At 60.3% G+C, this 18,162-nt stretch carries 21 protein-coding genes and 1 tRNA gene; 13 read left to right on the plus strand and 9 right to left on the minus strand.

Annotation, left to right across the window (positions count from 1 at the left end; all coding sequences use genetic code 11):
• Nucleotides 1–27 precede the first annotated feature (27 nt).
• The 4 genes from yajC (at nucleotide 28) to BM216_RS18035 (ending at nucleotide 2,289) form a co-directional block, all read left to right on the plus strand.
• Nucleotides 28–384, plus strand: a complete 357-nt coding sequence (yajC, locus tag BM216_RS18020) for a preprotein translocase subunit YajC (protein WP_093000597.1) — start codon at nucleotides 28–30, stop codon at nucleotides 382–384.
• Nucleotides 385–480: 96 nt separating this feature from the next.
• Nucleotides 481–867 carry an Mth938-like domain-containing protein gene (locus BM216_RS18025; RefSeq protein WP_093000740.1) on the plus strand — a complete coding sequence of 129 codons (387 nt, stop codon included), beginning with the start codon at nucleotides 481–483 and terminating at the stop codon, nucleotides 865–867.
• Nucleotides 868–869: 2 nt separating this feature from the next.
• Nucleotides 870–1,724: a phytoene/squalene synthase family protein gene (locus tag BM216_RS18030; protein ID WP_093000598.1), complete on the plus strand. Its 855-nt coding sequence runs from the start codon at nucleotides 870–872 to the stop codon at nucleotides 1,722–1,724.
• 103 nt (nucleotides 1,725–1,827) lie between these two features.
• The gene (locus BM216_RS18035; protein WP_244530230.1) at nucleotides 1,828–2,289 is read left to right on the plus strand and encodes a hypothetical protein; all 462 of its coding nucleotides are present in this window, start codon (nucleotides 1,828–1,830) and stop codon (nucleotides 2,287–2,289) included.
• Here BM216_RS18035 and trmFO read toward each other — a convergent pair.
• From trmFO to BM216_RS18050, 3 genes are all read right to left on the minus strand, one after another.
• Nucleotides 2,267–3,676, minus strand: coding sequence for a methylenetetrahydrofolate--tRNA-(uracil(54)-C(5))-methyltransferase (FADH(2)-oxidizing) TrmFO (gene trmFO / locus BM216_RS18040; protein WP_093000599.1), 1,410 nt, complete (start codon nucleotides 3,674–3,676; stop codon nucleotides 2,267–2,269). The genes BM216_RS18035 and trmFO overlap by 23 nt on opposite strands.
• Before the next feature lie 170 nt (nucleotides 3,677–3,846).
• Entirely contained in the window at nucleotides 3,847–3,990 is a 144-nt protein-coding gene (locus BM216_RS35200) for a DUF1127 domain-containing protein (RefSeq protein ID WP_093000600.1), read from the minus strand.
• 253 nt (nucleotides 3,991–4,243) lie between these two features.
• Complete coding sequence (locus BM216_RS18050) at nucleotides 4,244–4,390, minus strand: DUF1127 domain-containing protein (protein WP_093000601.1); 147 nt, start codon at nucleotides 4,388–4,390, stop codon at nucleotides 4,244–4,246.
• A gap of 655 nt (nucleotides 4,391–5,045) precedes the next feature.
• On the opposite strand from BM216_RS18050, the gene BM216_RS18055 reads away from it, so the two are divergent.
• The 5 genes from BM216_RS18055 to BM216_RS18075 all read left to right on the plus strand — a co-directional run bounded on the left by BM216_RS18055 (nucleotide 5,046) and on the right by BM216_RS18075 (nucleotide 9,581).
• Nucleotides 5,046–5,130 (plus strand) — tRNA-Leu (locus BM216_RS18055).
• A 155-nt stretch (nucleotides 5,131–5,285) separates the two neighbouring features.
• Complete coding sequence (tig, locus tag BM216_RS18060) at nucleotides 5,286–6,764, plus strand: trigger factor (protein WP_093000602.1); 1,479 nt, start codon at nucleotides 5,286–5,288, stop codon at nucleotides 6,762–6,764.
• Nucleotides 6,765–7,103: 339 nt separating this feature from the next.
• Complete coding sequence (locus tag BM216_RS35030) at nucleotides 7,104–7,232, plus strand: hypothetical protein (protein ID WP_280141687.1); 129 nt, start codon at nucleotides 7,104–7,106, stop codon at nucleotides 7,230–7,232.
• Nucleotides 7,233–7,316: 84 nt separating this feature from the next.
• On the plus strand, nucleotides 7,317–8,939 hold the full coding sequence (locus tag BM216_RS18070) for an ABC-F family ATP-binding cassette domain-containing protein (protein ID WP_093000603.1): 1,623 nt from the start codon (nucleotides 7,317–7,319) through the stop codon (nucleotides 8,937–8,939).
• Nucleotides 8,940–9,077: 138 nt separating this feature from the next.
• The gene (locus tag BM216_RS18075; protein WP_093000604.1) at nucleotides 9,078–9,581 is read left to right on the plus strand and encodes a lipocalin-like domain-containing protein; all 504 of its coding nucleotides are present in this window, start codon (nucleotides 9,078–9,080) and stop codon (nucleotides 9,579–9,581) included.
• 1 nt (nucleotide 9,582) lies between these two features.
• On the opposite strand, the gene BM216_RS18080 is transcribed toward BM216_RS18075, so the two are convergent.
• The gene (locus BM216_RS18080; RefSeq protein ID WP_093000605.1) at nucleotides 9,583–10,341 is read right to left on the minus strand and encodes a bestrophin-like domain; all 759 of its coding nucleotides are present in this window, start codon (nucleotides 10,339–10,341) and stop codon (nucleotides 9,583–9,585) included.
• Between the two features lie 180 nt (nucleotides 10,342–10,521).
• On the opposite strand from BM216_RS18080, the gene BM216_RS18085 reads away from it, so the two are divergent.
• Nucleotides 10,522–11,007, plus strand: a complete 486-nt coding sequence (locus BM216_RS18085) for a hypothetical protein (protein WP_143102792.1) — start codon at nucleotides 10,522–10,524, stop codon at nucleotides 11,005–11,007.
• A gap of 60 nt (nucleotides 11,008–11,067) precedes the next feature.
• Here BM216_RS18085 and BM216_RS18090 read toward each other — a convergent pair whose 3' ends face one another.
• The 4 genes from BM216_RS18090 to BM216_RS18105 all read right to left on the minus strand — a co-directional run bounded on the left by BM216_RS18090 (nucleotide 11,068) and on the right by BM216_RS18105 (nucleotide 13,200).
• The gene (locus BM216_RS18090) at nucleotides 11,068–11,445 is read right to left on the minus strand and encodes a hypothetical protein (protein ID WP_093000607.1); all 378 of its coding nucleotides are present in this window, start codon (nucleotides 11,443–11,445) and stop codon (nucleotides 11,068–11,070) included.
• Nucleotides 11,446–11,589: 144 nt separating this feature from the next.
• Nucleotides 11,590–11,928 carry a hypothetical protein gene (locus tag BM216_RS18095; protein ID WP_093000608.1) on the minus strand — a complete coding sequence of 113 codons (339 nt, stop codon included), beginning with the start codon at nucleotides 11,926–11,928 and terminating at the stop codon, nucleotides 11,590–11,592.
• A 95-nt stretch (nucleotides 11,929–12,023) separates the two neighbouring features.
• On the minus strand, nucleotides 12,024–12,659 hold the full coding sequence (locus BM216_RS18100) for a glutathione S-transferase family protein (RefSeq protein ID WP_093000609.1): 636 nt from the start codon (nucleotides 12,657–12,659) through the stop codon (nucleotides 12,024–12,026).
• Nucleotides 12,660–12,750: 91 nt separating this feature from the next.
• Nucleotides 12,751–13,200 (minus strand): GNAT family N-acetyltransferase, encoded by a 450-nt coding sequence (locus tag BM216_RS18105; protein WP_093000610.1) that lies wholly within the window; start codon nucleotides 13,198–13,200, stop codon nucleotides 12,751–12,753.
• Nucleotides 13,201–13,338: 138 nt separating this feature from the next.
• On the opposite strand from BM216_RS18105, the gene BM216_RS18110 reads away from it, so the two are divergent.
• Complete coding sequence (locus tag BM216_RS18110; protein ID WP_177230825.1) at nucleotides 13,339–13,923, plus strand: hypothetical protein; 585 nt, start codon at nucleotides 13,339–13,341, stop codon at nucleotides 13,921–13,923.
• A 62-nt stretch (nucleotides 13,924–13,985) separates the two neighbouring features.
• Here the strand turns inward: BM216_RS18110 and BM216_RS18115 are convergent, their stop codons facing one another.
• Nucleotides 13,986–15,200: an NADP-dependent isocitrate dehydrogenase gene (locus BM216_RS18115; protein WP_093000612.1), complete on the minus strand. Its 1,215-nt coding sequence runs from the start codon at nucleotides 15,198–15,200 to the stop codon at nucleotides 13,986–13,988.
• A gap of 257 nt (nucleotides 15,201–15,457) precedes the next feature.
• Between BM216_RS18115 and BM216_RS18120 the strand changes: the two genes are divergently transcribed.
• Together BM216_RS18120 and BM216_RS18125 are read left to right on the plus strand one after the other, a co-directional pair.
• The gene (locus BM216_RS18120; protein ID WP_093000743.1) at nucleotides 15,458–15,988 is read left to right on the plus strand and encodes a hypothetical protein; all 531 of its coding nucleotides are present in this window, start codon (nucleotides 15,458–15,460) and stop codon (nucleotides 15,986–15,988) included.
• A gap of 101 nt (nucleotides 15,989–16,089) precedes the next feature.
• Nucleotides 16,090–18,105 (plus strand): FUSC family protein, encoded by a 2,016-nt coding sequence (locus BM216_RS18125; RefSeq protein WP_093000613.1) that lies wholly within the window; start codon nucleotides 16,090–16,092, stop codon nucleotides 18,103–18,105.
• The last annotated feature ends 57 nt before the right edge of the window (nucleotides 18,106–18,162 follow it).

Genomic DNA, 18,162 nt, shown 5'->3' on the forward strand with positions numbered 1-18,162 from the left:
AGTCTCCGATCGTCTTAGGAGTTCTCTATGTTCATTACCGAAGCATTCGCCCAGGCGACCGGAGCGGCCCCGGCGGGTTCCGCAACGGATTCCATCCTCCAGATGGTGATGCTGTTCGCGCCCCTGATGGTGGTGTGGTACTTCTTCCTCATTCGCCCGCAGCGCGCCCAGGCCAAGAAGCGCCAGGAAACGCTCAGCAACATCCGTCGCGGTGACCAGGTCGTTCTCGGTGGCGGCATCACCGGCAAGGTGAGCAAGGTCATCGACGACAACGAACTGGAAGTCGAAATCGCCGAAGGCGTGAAGATCCGCGCCCAGCGCGCCTATATCGCCGAAGTCAAGGTGAAGGGCGAGCCGGTCAAGACCGAAACGGCTGCCAAGTAACAAGCCGAAAAGTCGGCTAACGAAAGCCCGGACCGGCGCGCTGCATCTGGCGGCTGCCGGCTCCGGGCATAGTCATTCAGAGAAAGCATGCGCGACATGGCAAAAGGCATCGAAATTCGCGAAGCCCATTTTCCCGGTCGCGCACCTATCGACGCCTATGGCAATGGCGGCTTCCGCTTTGCCGACATGTCGCATCGCGGTTCCATCCTGTGCCTGCCCTCCGGCATCCATGGCTGGGATATCGAGGAAGGCCAGCCGCTGACGGTGGCAGCTTTCGAGCGCGTTCTGGCCGAGGCCGGTAATATCGAGGTGGTGCTGGTCGGCACCGGCGCCAACCTGAAGCCTCTGCCGGCCGAACTGAAGGCTGCCTTGAAGGCAAAGGGCATTTCGTCCGATCCGATGAGCACAGGCGCCGCAGTCCGCACATTCAACATCATGCTGGCCGAATCCCGTGCGGTGGCCGCAGCTCTTATCGCGGTCTGACAATGACAGACACCGTGTCCGACAACGGCGCGCTGTGCCTTGCGACCCTTCGGGATACGGATCGCGACCGCTATCTCGCATGCCTGATGTCTCCTGAAGACAAACGAGGCGCGCTGGCCGCACTTTATGCCTTCAACGCTGAAATCGCCCGTGTCCGTGATGTCGTCCGCGAGCCCTTGCCGGGTGAAATTCGCCTGCAATGGTGGCGCGATCTTCTCGAAGGAACTGCTGAGGGTGACACCGGCGGCAACCCGATCGCAGCCGGTCTGCTGAAAGCCGTCGAGCGATATCGCCTGCCGCGCCAGACGCTGATTGCCATGACCGAGGCGCGGATTTTCGACCTCTATGACGACCCGATCCCAGATCGCAATGCGCTCGAAGGCTATGCCGGCGAGACGGCGTCTGCTCTCATCCAGTTGGCAAGCCTCGTGCTGTCTCACGATGATGCGGCCCAGTCGGCTCAGGCTGCCGGTCACGCGGGCGTCGCCCAGGCGATCGCCGGCATTCTTCTACTGCTGCCGATTCACACACACAGGCGGCAGCTCTTTGTGCCTCTCGATATCCTGTCGGCGACTGGTCTCGACCGGGACACCTTTCTTGCGGGTGAGGACAAGGCTCGCATCGGCGCGGCCATCGAGGCGCTCGCCGGACTTGGCCTCGAACATCTGGAAAAGGCACGCCGAGCCGGGCCTGTCTCCGCAACTGTATTCCCGGCCTTTCTGCCCGCGACGCTGGCCAATCCAGTGCTCTTTCGTGCGCGCAAGCTGGGCGCAGGCGCCCTTGACGCAAGCCTTCAGCAGCCGCAATGGCGCCGCCAGCTTCGCATGGTCAGGGCCGCCTTTCTTCGCAGGCTCTAACACATAACACTCGCGCAAGCCTCGCGCTTTAGGCAGAATGCAACCTGAGAACCGGCTGCATTGAAGGAGAAGCGGTTTGAGTCCTTTCATCGTATGGACAACGATCGTTGGATTGATCCTCCTGTTGATCTACTACATCGGCCGGGTGCTGCGGACGAGCGAGAAGGAAGGCAATCACGACGTCGGATTCGCCATAGTCGAATTCGGCCGTGCCTTTCCTGAGGAAGCGATCCGCAGCTTGCATGCGACAGCCGACGGAAACAGCATCTTCGTGCGTCTTCACGACAGCAAGGCCGGCATCATGCGTAACCGGCGCAACCATTTCGCCTGCCATCTGATCAATCCGGGCCGCGTCCGTGTCACGCCCTTGCCTGACGTGAAGGGGTTCTCGGCGGAATTTCTGGATGCGCCGACGCAGAACGGCGACTTCTTCTTCCGATCAGAAAAGGAAGCGGCGGAAGTGTCGCTATGGCTGCTCGACAACTATGTCAGCGTGGAAGACCGCATCCTCGACGAAACGCCCGCCGAGGATGCCGATCCGACTAAGCCTGATCAAGCCAACTAGCGCAGTCGCGCAGGGCGCGTGCCGACAGAAGCTGCCGTTTCATGATGGTCTTGTCCTTGCCGCGGAAGCGCTTGACGCCTTCCGGCTTGACGATCGAACCCGGCTCCAGCTCCGGAAAAAGCCCGAAATTGACATTCATCGGCTGGAAAGACCGCTTGCCAGGCTCTTCGTCATGTATCAGGTGGCCGCCGGTGATATGGCCGAGCAGCGAGCCGAACGCGGTCGTCGGAGGCGGCGGCACGATGGTTTCGCCCTTGCGTTCGGCGGCGGCGAACCGGCCGGCGAGAAGCCCGATCGCTGAACTCTCCACATAGCCTTCGCAGCCGGTGATCTGGCCGGCAAAGCGCAAGCCCGGCCGGCTCTTCAACGTCAGGGACCGGTCGAGCAGAATCGGCGATTGGATATAGGTATTGCGATGCAGGCCGCCGAGGCGCGCGAATTCTGCGTTCTGCAGGCCGGGGATCATACGGAAGATCTCAGCCTGGGCGCCGTATTTCAGCTTCGTCTGGAAACCGACCATGTTGTAGAGCGTGCCGAGCGCATTGTCCTGGCGAAGCTGCACGACGGCATAGGCCTTGACGGTCGGGTTATGGGCGTTGGTCAGCCCCATCGGTTTCATCGGGCCGTGACGAAGCGTTTCGCGGCCGCGTTCCGCCATGACTTCGATCGGCAGGCAGCCGTCGAAATAGGGGGTGCCCTCCCATTCCTTGAAGCCGACCGTATCACCGGCGATCAACGCATCGACGAAAGCATTGTATTGCTGCTCGTCGAGCGGGCAGTTGATATAGTCCTTGCCGTTGCCGCCCGGGCCGACCTTGTCGTAGCGCGACTGATACCAGCAGATATCCATGTCGATCGAATCGCGATGCACGATCGGGGCAATCGCGTCGAAGAAGGCGAGCTGGTCTTCGCCGGTCTCGGCCTGGATGGAGGCGGCAAGCGAAGGCGAGGTGAGGGGACCGGTGGCAACGATCGCCAGATCCCATTCCTTCGGCGGCAGTCCCTGGATTTCCTCGCGCACGACGGTGATCAGCGGGTTCTTTTCGATCGCCTCAGTCACGGCATCCGAGAATCCATCACGATCGACCGCAAGCGCGCCGCCGGCCGGAACCTGGTTCTTGTCTGCACACGCCATGATCAGCGAGCCGGCAAGCCGCATCTCGGCATGGATGACACCGACGGCATTGGCCGTTGCGTCATCGGAGCGGAAGGAATTGGAACAGACGAGTTCGGCAAGGCCGTCGGTCTTGTGGGCATCGGTTCCGCGAACGCCGCGCATCTCGTGGAGAACGACCGGTATGCCGGCCTGCGCGATCTGCCAGGCAGCCTCGGAGCCGGCGAGCCCGCCGCCGACGACGTGGATGGGGGAATAGGATTTATCTGTCATGGGGCGGCTCAATATCACGGGCGGTGACGGACCGGAATTAAAAAGCGAGCATGATTTACTGCGCGTCAGAATCAAAAAGGCACCTGAGAAGGTGCCTTTGATCATCCTTGGGCATTTCGGTCGCCAGACCATCGTTCGTCGAGCGGTGGGATGCCGCCGTCCGCTAGAAATTAGCGGAAGGAACGCGACGCAATGTTGCGAATGTCGTAGCGGGTCAGACCGATGTCCGAGAGTGCCTGGTTCGAAAGATTGCCAAGCTCGTTCATCGTGCGGCGGTAGCTGATCCAGTTCTTTGCGATGCGGATCGGGTTCATGGTGGTTTCCTCAAGATCATCTTTTTCCCGGTGCTCGTTTCGGCCCCGGCGATGACGTTCTTATACATCCGCATAATAAGAATTTGCAGTGCAAAAAATGTGCGACTGATATGCATTTGTGCAGGTCATTGCCGATTTAAAGGGCTAAGCGCGAAAAAGCGGCATTTTCTCACTTTTGAGCTAAGTGCATGCCCACAAACGAAAAACGCCTCCCGAAGGAGGCGCTTTCGAACGACTTGAATGTCGAAATGTCTTAGAAGCCGACTGCCGTGCGTGCAACGCGACGGATGTCTGCGCGGCCGATGCCGAGATCGGAAAGTTCGCGGTCGGTCATGCGGCCGAGTTCCGTTACGGTTTCGCGATACTTGCGCCAGCTGTTGAACTTGTTTGCGATATTCATGGTCGTATCCCTTTTGAACCCTGAGAGTGCAATTCTTTGCCCCTCGTCATCTGCTAATCGTTTTAAATTCTTTCGCGCCTAAAAAACAGCGCCGGTTAGGTATGCCACCTATGCGCTGCGTGCATTGCAGCGAAATCGGTAATCACGAGCTGAGGAAAAGACAGGCAGGAAGCCCAAAAAATAACGCCCACCGGGGGAGGAGATCCGGTGGGCGTCATATGAGCGACTGGCGATTGGGAGGAGGAGTACCGCCAGTCTCCACGGGCACACGCTGGGAGGAGGAGTGCGTGACCCGAATTATAATGAACTTTGTTCGGCGTGGCTCCGATGCTTTTTTGCGTCGCGGCGCTCGCCAGTTCGTTGATGACTTATTAACGAATACTGGGGGTTTTGTGCACTGCAAACGTCGAATGGATGTCATGCGATGAGCGCATGGCTTTGCTGGAAGGCCGAGTTCTTGCTCTCTCAGGGGGCGAATGTCGCGATTCATTTCCGGTGCGGCCGCAATCAGGAATGCCCATGGCATCGTTTGCCGGCAGCCGTCGAGTTCCGTTGGAAGACTGTCATTTTTCCTTTGCGCCCATGAAAACGGGTGATATAGAGACGCGCGCTCCGGAAGGCCTCTGGCGACGAGGATTTTCGACGCGGTTGGGGCGCGGGTATGGTGAAATTGGTAGACACGCCAGATTTAGGTTCTGGTGCCGCAAGGCGTGGGAGTTCAAGTCTCTCTACCCGCACCAGCACCGCCAGGGTGCGGTCCTCAGCCGAAAGCGGCAGTTGACAGGCGCCATTGATACCGCGGCTGGTCTCTTAGAAGTTCCGGCGATGTGCTCATTGAAACAACGGCTGTAGCTGCCGGGTCCGGGCACCGCCGCCACGATATGAAGGTTTGAAAATGCAGGTTACCGAAACGCTCGCTGAAGGGCTGAAGCGCGAAATCAAGGTCGTAATCCCGAAGCAGGACATGGAGGCCGAGCTCAACGTTCGCCTCGCCGACGCCAAGGATAAGGTCCGTATCAACGGCTTCCGCCCCGGCAAGGTGCCGCTCTCGCACCTGAAGAAGACCTACGGCAAGTCGATCATGGCCGACCTCGTCAACGAAATCGTTCGCGAGCGCCCGACCAAGATCCTGTCCGAGCGTGGCGAAAAGTCCGCGACCCAGCCGTCGATCTCGATGACCGAGGACGAAGCTGAAGCCGAAAAGATCCTGTCCGCTCAGGCCGACTTCGAGTTCACGCTGTCCTACGAAGTCATCCCGCCGATCGAGCTGAAGTCGAACGACAAGATCACGGTCACCCGTGAAGTCGTCGAAATCGCCGACGAGGAAGTCAACGAGCAGATCCTCAAGATCGCTGAAAGCGCGCGCACCTTCGAAACCAAGAAGGGCAAGGCAGCCAACGGCGACCGCGTCACCATGAACTACCTCGGCAAGGTTGACGGCGAAGCCTTTGATGGCGGCGCTGCCGAAGATGCCGAACTGGTTCTCGGTTTCGGCCAGTTCATCCCGGGCTTCGAAGACCAGCTGGTCGGCGTCAAGGCCGGCGACGAGAAGGTCATCACGGTCACCTTCCCGGAACAGTACCCGGCTGCGAACCTCGCAGGCAAGGAAGCCACCTTCGACATCACCGTCAAGGACGTGGCTGCTGCCGCTGAAGTCGAGATCAACGACGAACTCGCTTCCAAGCTCGGCATCGAATCGGTCGATCGCCTGAAGGAGATCGTTCGCGGTCAGATCGAAGGCCAGTACGGCAACATCACCCGCCAGAAGGTCAAGCGTCAGATCCTCGACCAGCTCGACGAGATGTACCAGTTCGACACCCCGCAGGGCCTGGTCGACGCCGAGTTCGATAACATCTGGCGCCAGATCAACACCGATCTGCAGCAGTCGGGCAAGACCTTCGAAGACGAAGATACGACCGAAGAAGAAGCGCGCGCCGAATACCGCAAGCTTGCTGAACGTCGCGTTCGTCTCGGCCTGGTACTTTCCGAAATCGGCGAAAAGGCCGGCGTCGAAGTGACCGAGGAAGAACTGCAGCGCGCCCTCTACGCACAGCTGCAGCAGTTCCCTGGCCAGCAGAAGGAAATCCTCGACTTCTTCCGCAACACGCCCGGCGCTTCCAACTCGCTGCGCGCGCCGATCTTCGAAGAGAAGGTCATCGACAAGCTGCTGTCCGAAGTGAAGGTCACCGACAAGACCGTCAGCAAGGAAGAGCTGATGGCCGAGGACGAAGACGAAGCCTCCGACAAGCCGGCCAAGAAGAAGGCCGCTCCGAAGAAGGCTGCCAAGGCTGAAGCCGCAGAAGGCGAAGAAGCCGCAGCCCCGAAGAAGAAGGCTGCTCCGAAGAAGAAGGCCGCTGAAGACAGCGCCGAATAATCTTTTCGGATCGTGAATGACAAAAGGCCGGGTCGGAAACGCCCCGGCCTTTTGCGTTAGACACCAGCTTGAAAACAACGCCGTAACTGGAGTTAATGTGATTATTGATCGCATTATCGGGGCGGCTATGGAATTGGTGCATAACGAGCGGACGAAATATCTTGCTGCGGCGCTGGATCGCGCATCAACCGCGTGTTTGGCGGTTGGTGCGATAGGGCAATCTGCATCACTCATGTCACCCAACATCGACTGGATGGTCTTGACGGCCGTTGGCAGTTGGATTCTAGCGGCTTTGATATTACATTCTGCGGGTCGGATCGTACTCGGAGGTCTCAGGCCATGACATCCGCATACTTCTTCTTCTGGTATGTTTTGCCTCTGATTGTTGGTGCCCTCGGCTTGGCGATCGCTTTCTATTCCCGCTACCTGGAAAAAAAGACGCGCCCCAACCGTCATCCCGGCGAGTAAATCGTTTTCCCTCCGAAACCCCGCGACATTCCCCGCATCTCATGACATAAGGCAGGCCGAATTCTCCCAAGAAGACCGGCAGTCATGATCCGCATCGAAAACATCAGCAAGTCGAACAGCCACCGCATTCTGTATATCGAGGCGTCCGCCGCGTTGAATCGCGGCGAGAAGATTGGTCTCGTCGGCCCGAACGGCGCCGGCAAGACAACGCTGTTCCGGATGATCACCGGCGGCGAGGTTCCCGACGAGGGACAGGTGTCGGTCGAGAAGAACGTCACCATCGGCTATTTCAACCAGGATGTCGGCGAGATGTCCGGTGTCAGCGCCGTCACCGAAGTGATGGACGGGGCAGGGCCGGTCAGCACCGTTGCAGCGGAGCTGCGCGAACTCGAGGCAGCCATGGTCGATCCGGACCGGATGGACGAAATGGACGCCATCATCGAGCGCTACGGCGAGGTTCAGGCGCGTTATGAGGAACTCGACGGTTATGGTCTCGAAAGCCGCGCGCGCGAAGTGCTCGCTGGCCTCTCCTTCAGCCAGGAAATGATGGACGGCGATGTCGGCAAGCTTTCCGGCGGCTGGAAGATGCGCGTGGCGCTCGCCCGCATCCTGCTGATGCGCCCGGACGTGATGCTGCTCGACGAACCGTCGAACCATCTGGATCTCGAGAGCCTGATCTGGCTGGAGCAGTTCCTCAAGGGATATGATGGCGCGCTGCTGATGACCTCGCACGACCGCGAGTTCATGAACCGCATCGTCAACAAGATCATCGAGATCGATGCCGGATCGCTAAACTCCTACGCTGGCGACTACGGCTTCTACGAGCAGCAGCGGGCGCAGAACGAAAAGCAGCAGCAGGCGCAGTTCGAGCGCCAGCAGGCGATGCTCGCCAAGGAAATCAAGTTCATCGAACGTTTCAAGGCGCGCGCTTCCCACGCGGCCCAGGTCCAGAGCCGGGTGAAGAAGCTCGACAAGATCGAGCGCGTCGAGCCGCCGAAGCGCCGTCAGTCGGTCGCCTTCGAATTCCAGGCGCCGCCGCGCTCGGGCGAGGATGTGGCAAACCTCAAGGGCGTGCATAAGGCCTATGGCAGCCGCACGATCTATGACGGGCTGGATTTCTCCATCCGCCGCAGGGAACGCTGGTGCATCATGGGCGTCAACGGCGCCGGAAAGTCGACGCTGTTGAAGCTGATCGCCGGTTCGGCGGAACCGGACCAGGGCTCGGTCGCTATCGGCGCCAGCGTCAAGATGGGCTATTTCGCCCAGCATGCCATGGACGTGCTCGATGGCGAGCAGACCGTGTTTGAATGGCTGGAATCGGAATTTCCGCGCGCCGGGCAGGGCGCTTTGCGCACCCTCGCCGGGTGTTTCGGCTTTTCCGGTGATGATGTCGAGAAGAAGTGCCGCGTCCTTTCGGGCGGCGAAAAGGCCCGCCTCGTCATGGCGGCAATGCTTTTCGACCCGCCGAACTTCCTCGTCCTCGACGAGCCGACCAACCACCTTGACCTCGACACCAAGGAAATGCTGATCAAGGCGCTTTCTGAATATGAGGGCACCATGCTCTTCGTCAGCCACGACCGCCATTTCCTGTCCGAACTGTCGAACCGCGTGCTGGAAGTCTCGGCGGACGGTGTACACCGCTATGACGGCGGTTACCGCGAATATGTCGAACGCACCGGCTACGAGGCGCCCGGTCTGGCGGCTTGATCGCCGCAGGGCAATTCACCGCTTGGTGACCGGTCGTCGCATTGATGGTCGTTTTTCACTGATCAATACGGAGACCGAGCCATTGTTCGGCCTCCGAAGCCGGCCCAGATTTTCTCCATGACACAGGAGAAAAGGCTGATGAATAAGAAATCGATCGCTGTTTCGTTGGGCTTGGCTGTTGCATTGAGCATCGCTGGCGCTCCCGCGTGGGCCGACAGTCCCAATCGAATGGTTGGTACATGGCGGATGGTTTCCGCCTATCTCGATCCCGACGGTGTCAGAAGGCCCGCTTACGGCCCGAGCCCGCACGGCTGGCTGGTCTTCACGGAAGAGCTGACATTCGTGGAGGTTCTGACCGATCCCCGCGTGCCGAGATTTGTCTCCGGTGTTCGGGGTGAGGGAACCGATGCGGAGAACCGCGCCGCGATGGCGGGCGGCATAGGCTTTTTCGGTCGCTATAGTGTAGACGAGGACGGCAATTTCAGCGGCAACCGCGTCGAAGGCTCCACCTTTCCGAACTGGGTCGGCAGCGTCCGTACGCGAGACGATCTGCAGATCGTGGTGAGTGGTGACAGGATGACCGAAAACTTCCGCCGCCCCGAAGGCACCGAGGTGGAAATCATCTTCGAACGCGTCCGCTGATCTATCGCAGCATTTCCGCCAGCGCGCGATGCAACGGCGCATCGGAGATCTGGATCAGCCCGCTGAAGGGCGAATCCATGTCGAGCACCAGATAGAGCGAGAAGGCCATCAGGAGCGCGGCGACGTTGAAGGCGACAAGCACGACAGCATTTTTCGGTGCACGATACCCGAAGCTTGCGAAGATCATCGCAAGCCATGCGATCAGCATTCCGATGATCGGTACCGGGATCGTGCCTGCCTGCTGTTCGACGATCATCCAGCGGTGCTCGACGATCTGCCGGTATTGCTGCCGCAGGTCGCCGAGTTGCGCGGCCTGGTCTGCACCGGCGCCTTCCACCCCATTCAGCATCGTCCCGACAGCGTTGAGGCGGTCTTCGGCATCCGAGCGTCGGTGCTGAAGCGTGTCGTCGGCGCGGCTGGGATCCGTCAGGGCATGTTCGACATAGGTGACAAGAGCGCTTCGGACTTCCTCGGCGGCGGGCCCGTAGAATTCGAGAGAACGGTCGAACAGGATGATCTGGGTGGCGTAGGTATGCACATTCGTATCCAGCGACTCGAACGTGTTTTTCGACGAGTTCAGCATCAGACCGAAGACGAGTGAGGTCATGACGACGAAGATGTTGGCGACGAGCCGCACGACGGTGTTGGTCTCGTCGTCGCGATGGGAGGCACGCAGGCGGGGATACAGGCTGACCGACGCGAGGGATACCGCACTGAGAAGCGCAAAGGTGATGACGCCGATGACGATTTCCGAAGCCATGAACGGCAATCCTTGATCAGCCGCAAAGCCAGTGCTTTTGCGTAGCCGAGACCTGATGGCTCCGCAAGCCGCATTGCAGGTCTCGATATTTCCGCGAGGAAAATGCCTTGATCGATCCGGGCTCGCCTCTAGCTAGGCCTGAGGAGGCCTTGGGAGGAGAAAACAGGGCGATGTCTAAGTATGGTTTTTCATATGTCGATTTTGCCGGGATTTACCGGACTAGTGATTTTGTGTGCCGCGTTGGCAGGATGTACGATCCCGGCGGATACGTCGCGCGTGGTCGGGGAGAACTCGACCGTCTCGGCAGCAAGGAACGAGTTGGTCGGTCTCGACGAGGATGACGTGCGCATGTGCGCGGGCTTTCCGAGCGCCAGCAGCTCGACGGCCGATGGCGGCTCCATCTGGGCTTATCGACGTGACATGCCGCGTGGAAACTGGAATGTCGTCAATCCGTCGTTCACGCTGTTCGGTTCCATTCCCGCCGTCAACACGTCGCGAAGCGGCTCGTCGGGCGGCAATTGCAGCACCCAGTTTCGTTTCGCAGAGGGCAAGCTCAAGCAGGTGGAGTTTGCCGGCGACAACAATACGGCGACCGACATCAACGGGCTGTGCGTGAGCATGGTCGATAATTGCGTCGTGTACGCCCGAAATCAGAAATCAAGATGATGGGAAAATCAACGAGCCGCGCAATGCGCGGCTCTTTTCATCTGATGCGTCTAGTCTGTCTCAGCGGCAGACGCGGATGGATTCCATGTGCCAGCCGCCGTCATAGGCATTCGGCACGCGCCGGTCTTCGAACCAGCAGCGCGGTGGTGGTGGCGGCGGGGGCTCGACATAGCGCGGGCCGCCATTGGCGAGCGCACCGCCGATCAGGCCGCCGATGACGCCGGCAGCCAGGCCGCCGGCAATCACGCCACCCTTGTCGCTGTGGTGATGATGGTGGCGGCGTTCCTCGCGCCAGCGGGGCGGTGGTGGTGGAGGTCCGCGGCGATCCCAATGCGGGCGGTGTCCGTCATAATATTGCGCCATGGCGCTGCTGGTCGGTGCGAGCGCGGCGCTGACGAGCATTACGGCGGAGAGCGCGGAAAGAGCAGTCTTCTTCATCGAAAGTGTCCCTGGGCGCCGGCCTTACGCGGCGCTTCGATGCGACACAATGCATCCGTCCGTGTTAACGGAACTTGAACGATATCGCTGTGGCTGGAGGCGCTTGTCCTTTCGCCACAGCGCGGATCGAGCCGGGATGCGGCTTCAGTCGTGTATGGTATAGGTGCCCATCTTGCAGAGATCCTGGCTATCCTCGAGGTTCTCGTAACCCGATTCCTCGGTGAATTCGAAGCGCAGATCATACTCACAGACACGACGACCATCGGCGATGGTGATCTTGACGCTCTCTCCCGGCTCGAGAACGTCCTTGCCGAACACGTCTTCCTCCCAATCCTCGACGCCGGTGGGTGAGGTGTAGAAGCGCTCAAGCGTCGCATCTGTCTTGTTGACGAGGTTGAATACGAGATCTTCCGCGCGGCCGGCGGTGGAAGACAGAAGAATTGCCGCAAGCGCGCCCGCGGCAATGGATGCGGATCTGATCATGGTGAAGCCCTCCCTGTCCGATCTTGGACAGGATGAGTATTAGCACCGTCTTTTTAAGCGGCAATCCGACCGTGGATTCATGATGAATCGCGATATCATGCCTGTTGTTTGGCCTGCATTTCGGTTGCCGCCTCGTCATCCTTTTCGGTCGCGCGCCGATAGGCATCTCGCAGCGCGAGCCGGCCGAAATATTGCTCGAAGGCGGGACGCTTCTCGATCGATCCGAATTGCAGGCCCCAGCCGATCTGCGAGCCGACATACACATCGGCCGCCGAGAATTTTTCGCCGGCAATGTATGGATTTGCCCTGACTGCGAGTTCCAGGGCGTCCATCACGTCGGCGTAACTTCCGTAACCGACCATTCGCTCCCGGCCCGGGGGAACCTCGAAGCCGAGCGCTCGGTTGCTCACGGCGGCCTCCAGCGGGCCGGCGGCGAAGAACATCCAGCGATAATAATCGGCGCGATCGGCGGCCGCCGGGGCGAGACCTGCCTCCGGAAAGGCACTGGCCAGGTAGGCGCAGATGGCGGCGCATTCCGTCACGATCCGCTTGCCATGCAGGACCGTCGGAACCTTGCCCATCGGGTTGAAGGCCTTGTAGCCATCCGACTTCATCGTCGTGCCGAAATGCAGGATCTCGGTCCGGTAGGGCGCGCCCACCTCTTCCAGCATCCAGCGCGCGATGCGCCCGCGCGAGAGCGGGTTTGTATAGAACACCAGATCATCTGCCATACATCTTCCTCCTGTGATCGCCTTTGTTTTGGAGCGCTGGGCGATACATTCAAGATGGACAGCAAGATGAGGCGTGAAACCGTCGGCTCTACTACAGCGGCTTGCGGTACTGGATAAAGCCCGGGGCAACGGCGACGCGGTCATAGAGTCGGCGCGCCGCATCGTTCTTCTCCTGGGTCAGCCAGTAGAGACGGCCGGCATTCTTGTCGCGCGCCAGAAGCGCGACCTTCTCGATCAGCGCCTCGCCCACGCCGCGGCCGCGCTGGCTCGAATCGACATAGAGATCCTGCAGGTAGCAGGTCGTGTCCGGCAGCCATGTCGAACGATGGAATAACGCGTGCACAATGCCCACCAGCTTGCCATCGTCGAAGGCCCCGAGCGCATGCATCGGTTCCGCATCGTCGTGGAAACGCGACCAGGTAATGTCATACTGCTCTTTCGGCAGTTCCGATTCATAGAAGCCGATATAGGCCTCGAACAGCGGCTGCCACGCCTCGCGGTCGGACTGCGTCAGAGGACGAATTACAACACCAGCGGCCATTGAGGCATCTCCTTGAAACGTATAGGCGACAACATGCCAATATATTCCATCACCCTTCAATGCCGAAACCGCAGTTGAGGGAGAATGTTCACCGGCTGATGCTAGGAAGAGCCGGAATTGTCGGCTCGCGGGGCTCCATTGCCGGAAGATATGATCGTCAGGGAATCCCGTGGTCTGCACCTTTTAATGGCGTTGCTTTGCACAGCCTTGCTCGTTGTGCTGCTGCCATCGAGCTTCAAGACACTGTCGGACGGCCAGTTTTCCGGCGGAGATATCGTGTTGCCGGCATTCACGGCGCTGCTTGTGTGCGGTGTGCCGCTGGGGCTGAGGGTTGCCTGGCGACGAGACGTGGTGCTTGTCGCATTCAAGCGGGGACTATTTTGCCCGCAGCTTCATCCGGAGGTCATTCCCTGGAGCTGCGTGGAAAGTGTAACCCTGAGCTACATCGGCAAGGGTACGGGCATCCGCCTTGTCTTTACCGCCGAATTCGAGACGAAGCTGCGCATGAATCGGCTGATCCGCTTCTTTTTCATGATCGACAGTTTGATCGGGTTGAAGGGCAGATATGTCAACGGATTGCATGATCGCAGCGACAAGGCAGTCGTCCATGCCATCGACGACTGGATTCGCTATGAGACAAGGCAGGCGCCAAAGCCACGCTATCGGCCGGGGCCGGTCGACGCCGTGCTGCTTTTCCTCGGTGGACGCAACTGGATCGGATAGCACGGGAACGAAAAACGGCGGGATTTGCGTCCCGCCGCTTCGGTAGTCCGGAGAAGGCAGGCTTAGGCAGCCATTGCCTTCTTGAGGTTTTCGTCGATCTTGTCGAGGAAGGCGGTGGTCGAGAGCCACGGCTGGTCCGGACCGATGAGGAGCGCAAGGTCCTTGGTCATGAAGCCGGCTTCGACCGTGTCGACGCAGACCGTTTCGAGGGTCGTTGCGAACTTTGCCAGTTCCGCATTGTCGTCGAGCTTTGCACGATGTGCGAGACCGCGGGTCCATGCGAAGATCGAGGCGATCGAGTTGGTCGAGGTCTCCTGACCCTTCTGGTGCTGGCGATAGTGACGGGTCACCGTGCCGTGAGCCGCTTCGGCTTCCACCGTGCGACCATCCGGGGACAGAAGGACCGAGGTCATCAGGCCGAGCGAGCCGAAGCCCTGGGCAACGGTGTCGGACTGGACGTCGCCGTCATAGTTCTTGCAGGCCCAGACATATCCGCCGGACCACTTGAGGGCGGAAGCGACCATGTCGTCGATCAGGCGGTGTTCGTAGATGATGCCGACTTCGTCGAATTTCGCCTTGAACTCGGTCTGGTAGACTTCCTCGAAGATGTCCTTGAAGCGGCCGTCATAGGCCTTGAGGATCGTGTTCTTGGTCGACAGGTAGACCGGCCACTTGCGCATCAGGCCGTACATCATCGAGGCGCGGGCGAATTCGCGGATCGATTCGTCGAGGTTGTACATCGCCATGGCAACGCCGGCGCCGGGGGCGTCGAATACGTCCTTCTCGATGACCTGGCCGTCTTCACCGACGAACTTGATCGACAGCTTGCCCTTGCCCGGGAACTTGAAATCGGTGGCCTTGTACTGGTCGCCGAAGGCATGACGTCCGACGACGATCGGCTTGGTCCAGCCGGGAACCAGGCGCGGAACGTTCTTGCAGATGATCGGCTCGCGGAAGATGACGCCGCCCAGGATGTTGCGGATCGTGCCGTTCGGGCTCTTCCACATCTGCTTCAGGCCGAATTCCTCGACGCGTCCTTCGTCCGGCGTGATCGTCGCGCACTTGATGCCGACGCCGTGCTTCTTGATCGCATGTGCTGCGTCGACGGTGACCTGGTCGCTGGTGGCGTCACGGTTCTCGACGGAGAGGTCGTAATATTCGATGTCGAGATCGAGATAGGGAAGGATCAGCTTGTCCTTGATGAGCTGCCAGATGATGCGGGTCATCTCGTCGCCGTCGAGATCGACGACCGGGTTCGCTACCTTGATCTTCTGCATGGACTTCCTCTTGTCGTAAGCGGGCCACATCCGGCCCAAAAATGATCAATACGGGGTGCGCTATAGCATCGCAGGACGGTGGTGCAAAGGCATGACGCCGGGATTCCCGCCCAATTGAACGAGATTTCCGGATGCGCCGGAAGACGACTGCGGGTACAATCAGATTGGCCATTGCCAAATGACGGCGGGGGGGTAATGTCCGGCCGACATTGCCCTGAAAATCGGCCACCGGATTGGCCAGGAATTGGATTGCCATCATGCGCTCGTTGCTGCTCGCGCTCACCCTATCGCTCCTCTCTACGGTCTCCCTGGCGGCCGAAGCCGCCGATCCGGTCAAGGAGGTGATGAAGATCACCGAGGACAACTGGAAGAGCAACGACAGCGACTGGAAGTTCATATTCGACGCCGATCCGCTTGCCCGCCTTTTCAGCAAGCGGTTCCAGGCTGCCTATGCGGAGGCTTCCAAGCATCCCGCCTACGAAACGGAGAACAATGGTCCCGGTGACCCCTTCGGTTATGACGTCGTGACCGCCTCGCAGGACGGCTGCCCGCTGCAGGACGTCACGATCGTCCCTTCGGCACCGGCCGACGGCAAGACCGGCGTGAAGGTCACATTCAAGCAATGGACCTGTGTCGATGACACCGAGCTCAAGGATAGTCTCTCGGAGGTGCAGTTCGACGTGATCGACGAGGATGGCAAGCCGGTGATCGACGACATCCACCGCGTCGCCGATGGCGAAAGCGATTCTCTCATCGAGGAAATGCAGTCGATCGCGAAGGGCGAATAACGCCGACTTGATGACACTGGCCGGGCGTCCCAATATGCCAACCATATCGTCATCTTGCGAGGCAGACGCGTTTGTTTCGATCTGAGTCACGGCAAGCTGCCATGGGGCGGTTTTCCCCGCTCCTGAACCGCCTCCTGGCATCCGATCCGGCGCTGTCGCGCGTGAAGATGGGCGCGAGGGTGACGCTCGCCATCCTCGTTTCGATCCTCGCCCTGATCGGCGTTCACCTGGCTTTCGTTCCCCTGCCGCCGATTTCCTATGCGCTGGCGATCGTGCTTTCGATCGAGGGAGGTGTGGCCGTCCGCGACCGGACGGCGGCCGATCAGCTCAGGACCCGGCTGATGGGCTGTGTCGCCAGTCTCTTCTGCATCACGCTTGCCGCGCTTCTGGAAGACTATCGCCTAGTGGCCGACCTGGTGTTTCTCTGCGTGATCCTCTTTGCCAGTCTGGCCCGTGTCTACGGCCCGCGCGGCTTTGCGGTCGGCATGTTTGCGTTCATTTCCTATTTCATCGGCGCCTATCTCAAGCCGTCGTTCGCCGAGCTTCCGCTTGCAGCGCTTGGCCCGCTTTTCGCCGTGGCATTCGGGCACCTGATTAGAACCTATCTCCTGCCGGACGATTGGCGGCGCGACCTTGGCGAAGCGCTGAAGGTGATCCAGCACAGGGTCTCGGATATCCTGGAGCGCCTTTCGGAGCTTTCCGTTGCCGGAACCATGACGGAGAAGGACCGCCTGGACCTGCGCAGCCGCGAAGAGCGCCTGAAAGACGTCGTGCTGATGGCCGACGGGCTTCTGCCCCGCCGATCGGAAGGTGCTGACGCGTCCGAGGATGGACCGCTGACAGCGCTTTCGGTCGCGCTTTTCGACATCCACCTCGCGGCCGAAAGCGTCATTGTGACCGCCTCCGAAGCGCTTGCGCCCCGCAGCCTCGTCAAAGCGGTGATGCGAGGCGACGCCGCTCTGGCGAACGACGTTGCGGAGGTATACGCGAGTCAGGCGCGAAGTCCGCAGGAGGCCGAAAGCGTCAAGGCTCTGCTCTGGTTGCAGCGCGCATCCTCGACCCTAACAAGGACGGTCGACGACGGCGCATTGCGGCAACTGATGAACACGGATGGCGCCAGTGCCGCGAAGGGGCAGGAGAAGCCGGATTTTTCCTGGCGCAATCCACTTGTTCGGGCCGCGGTGCAGATCACGATCGCTTCCGGCATTGCTATGGTATTTGGCTTGGCGCTGTCGCGGGAACGCTGGTTCTGGGCGGTTCTCACGGCCTTTCTTGTCTTCAACAACACCAGATCTCGCGGCGATGCCGCGATCCGTGCGGTTCAGCGGTCCGTCGGAACGCTGCTCGGCATCGTCATCGGGCTTGCTGCCGCGACACTTCTTGCAGGCAACACTGCGGCAACCGTCTTGCTTGCCTCGGCCGGCGTGTTCCTCGCCTTCTATTATCTCCAGGTGTCCTACGCGGTGATGAGCTTCTTCGTCACCATCGTGCTTTGCCTCGTCTACGGCCTGATCGGCCAGTTGACGCTGGAAGTGCTGCTGCTGCGCGTCGAGGAGACGATGATCGGCGCCCTTGCAGGCATATTCGTCGCCTTCGTCATCTTTCCGGCTTCGACCCGATCGACGGTCGAGCTCGCATTGGCTCGCTGGTACGACAACCTGGGACAGTTGCTCGACGCGGTAAGGGAAGGTGAGGGACGTTACAGGCTTATCGAACTCGCAAACCGGCTGGATGCGGCCTATCGTGATCTGACGGTGGCTGCCCGCCCGCTCGGCAGCGCATGGTCGCTGGTCACCCGGCCGGGGCCGATCCGCCAGACATTGGCGGTGTTTCTGGCCACGTCCTACTGGGCTCGCATCCTCGCGAGGGATTTCGCCGATGCCGCAAAGCCCGCCGATGCCGAACTTCTGAGGGCAATCGACGAGGCGAGGACGGCCCTAGACAAGGCGGCGGCGCGGGGCGCCGACTGTTTCTCGTCCAAGAGGCCGAGGCACGCGGCGACCGCCGCCGCGATGCTTCCGGCCTCCCAGGAAAGTGCGGCACTCGGCGCGGATATGGTCGCCAATCTGCTCAATCGCCTGTATCCGGCCGCTGCCGATGGGCCGAAGTACCAATAACCGGCTTGCCGTCGCCGCCTATGGGGGCTATTTGCCCGGCAAAAGAACAAGCGGAAG

The sequence above is a fragment of the Rhizobium sp. NFR07 genome (genome assembly GCF_900111905.1).
Classification (GTDB): domain Bacteria; phylum Pseudomonadota; class Alphaproteobacteria; order Rhizobiales; family Rhizobiaceae; genus Neorhizobium.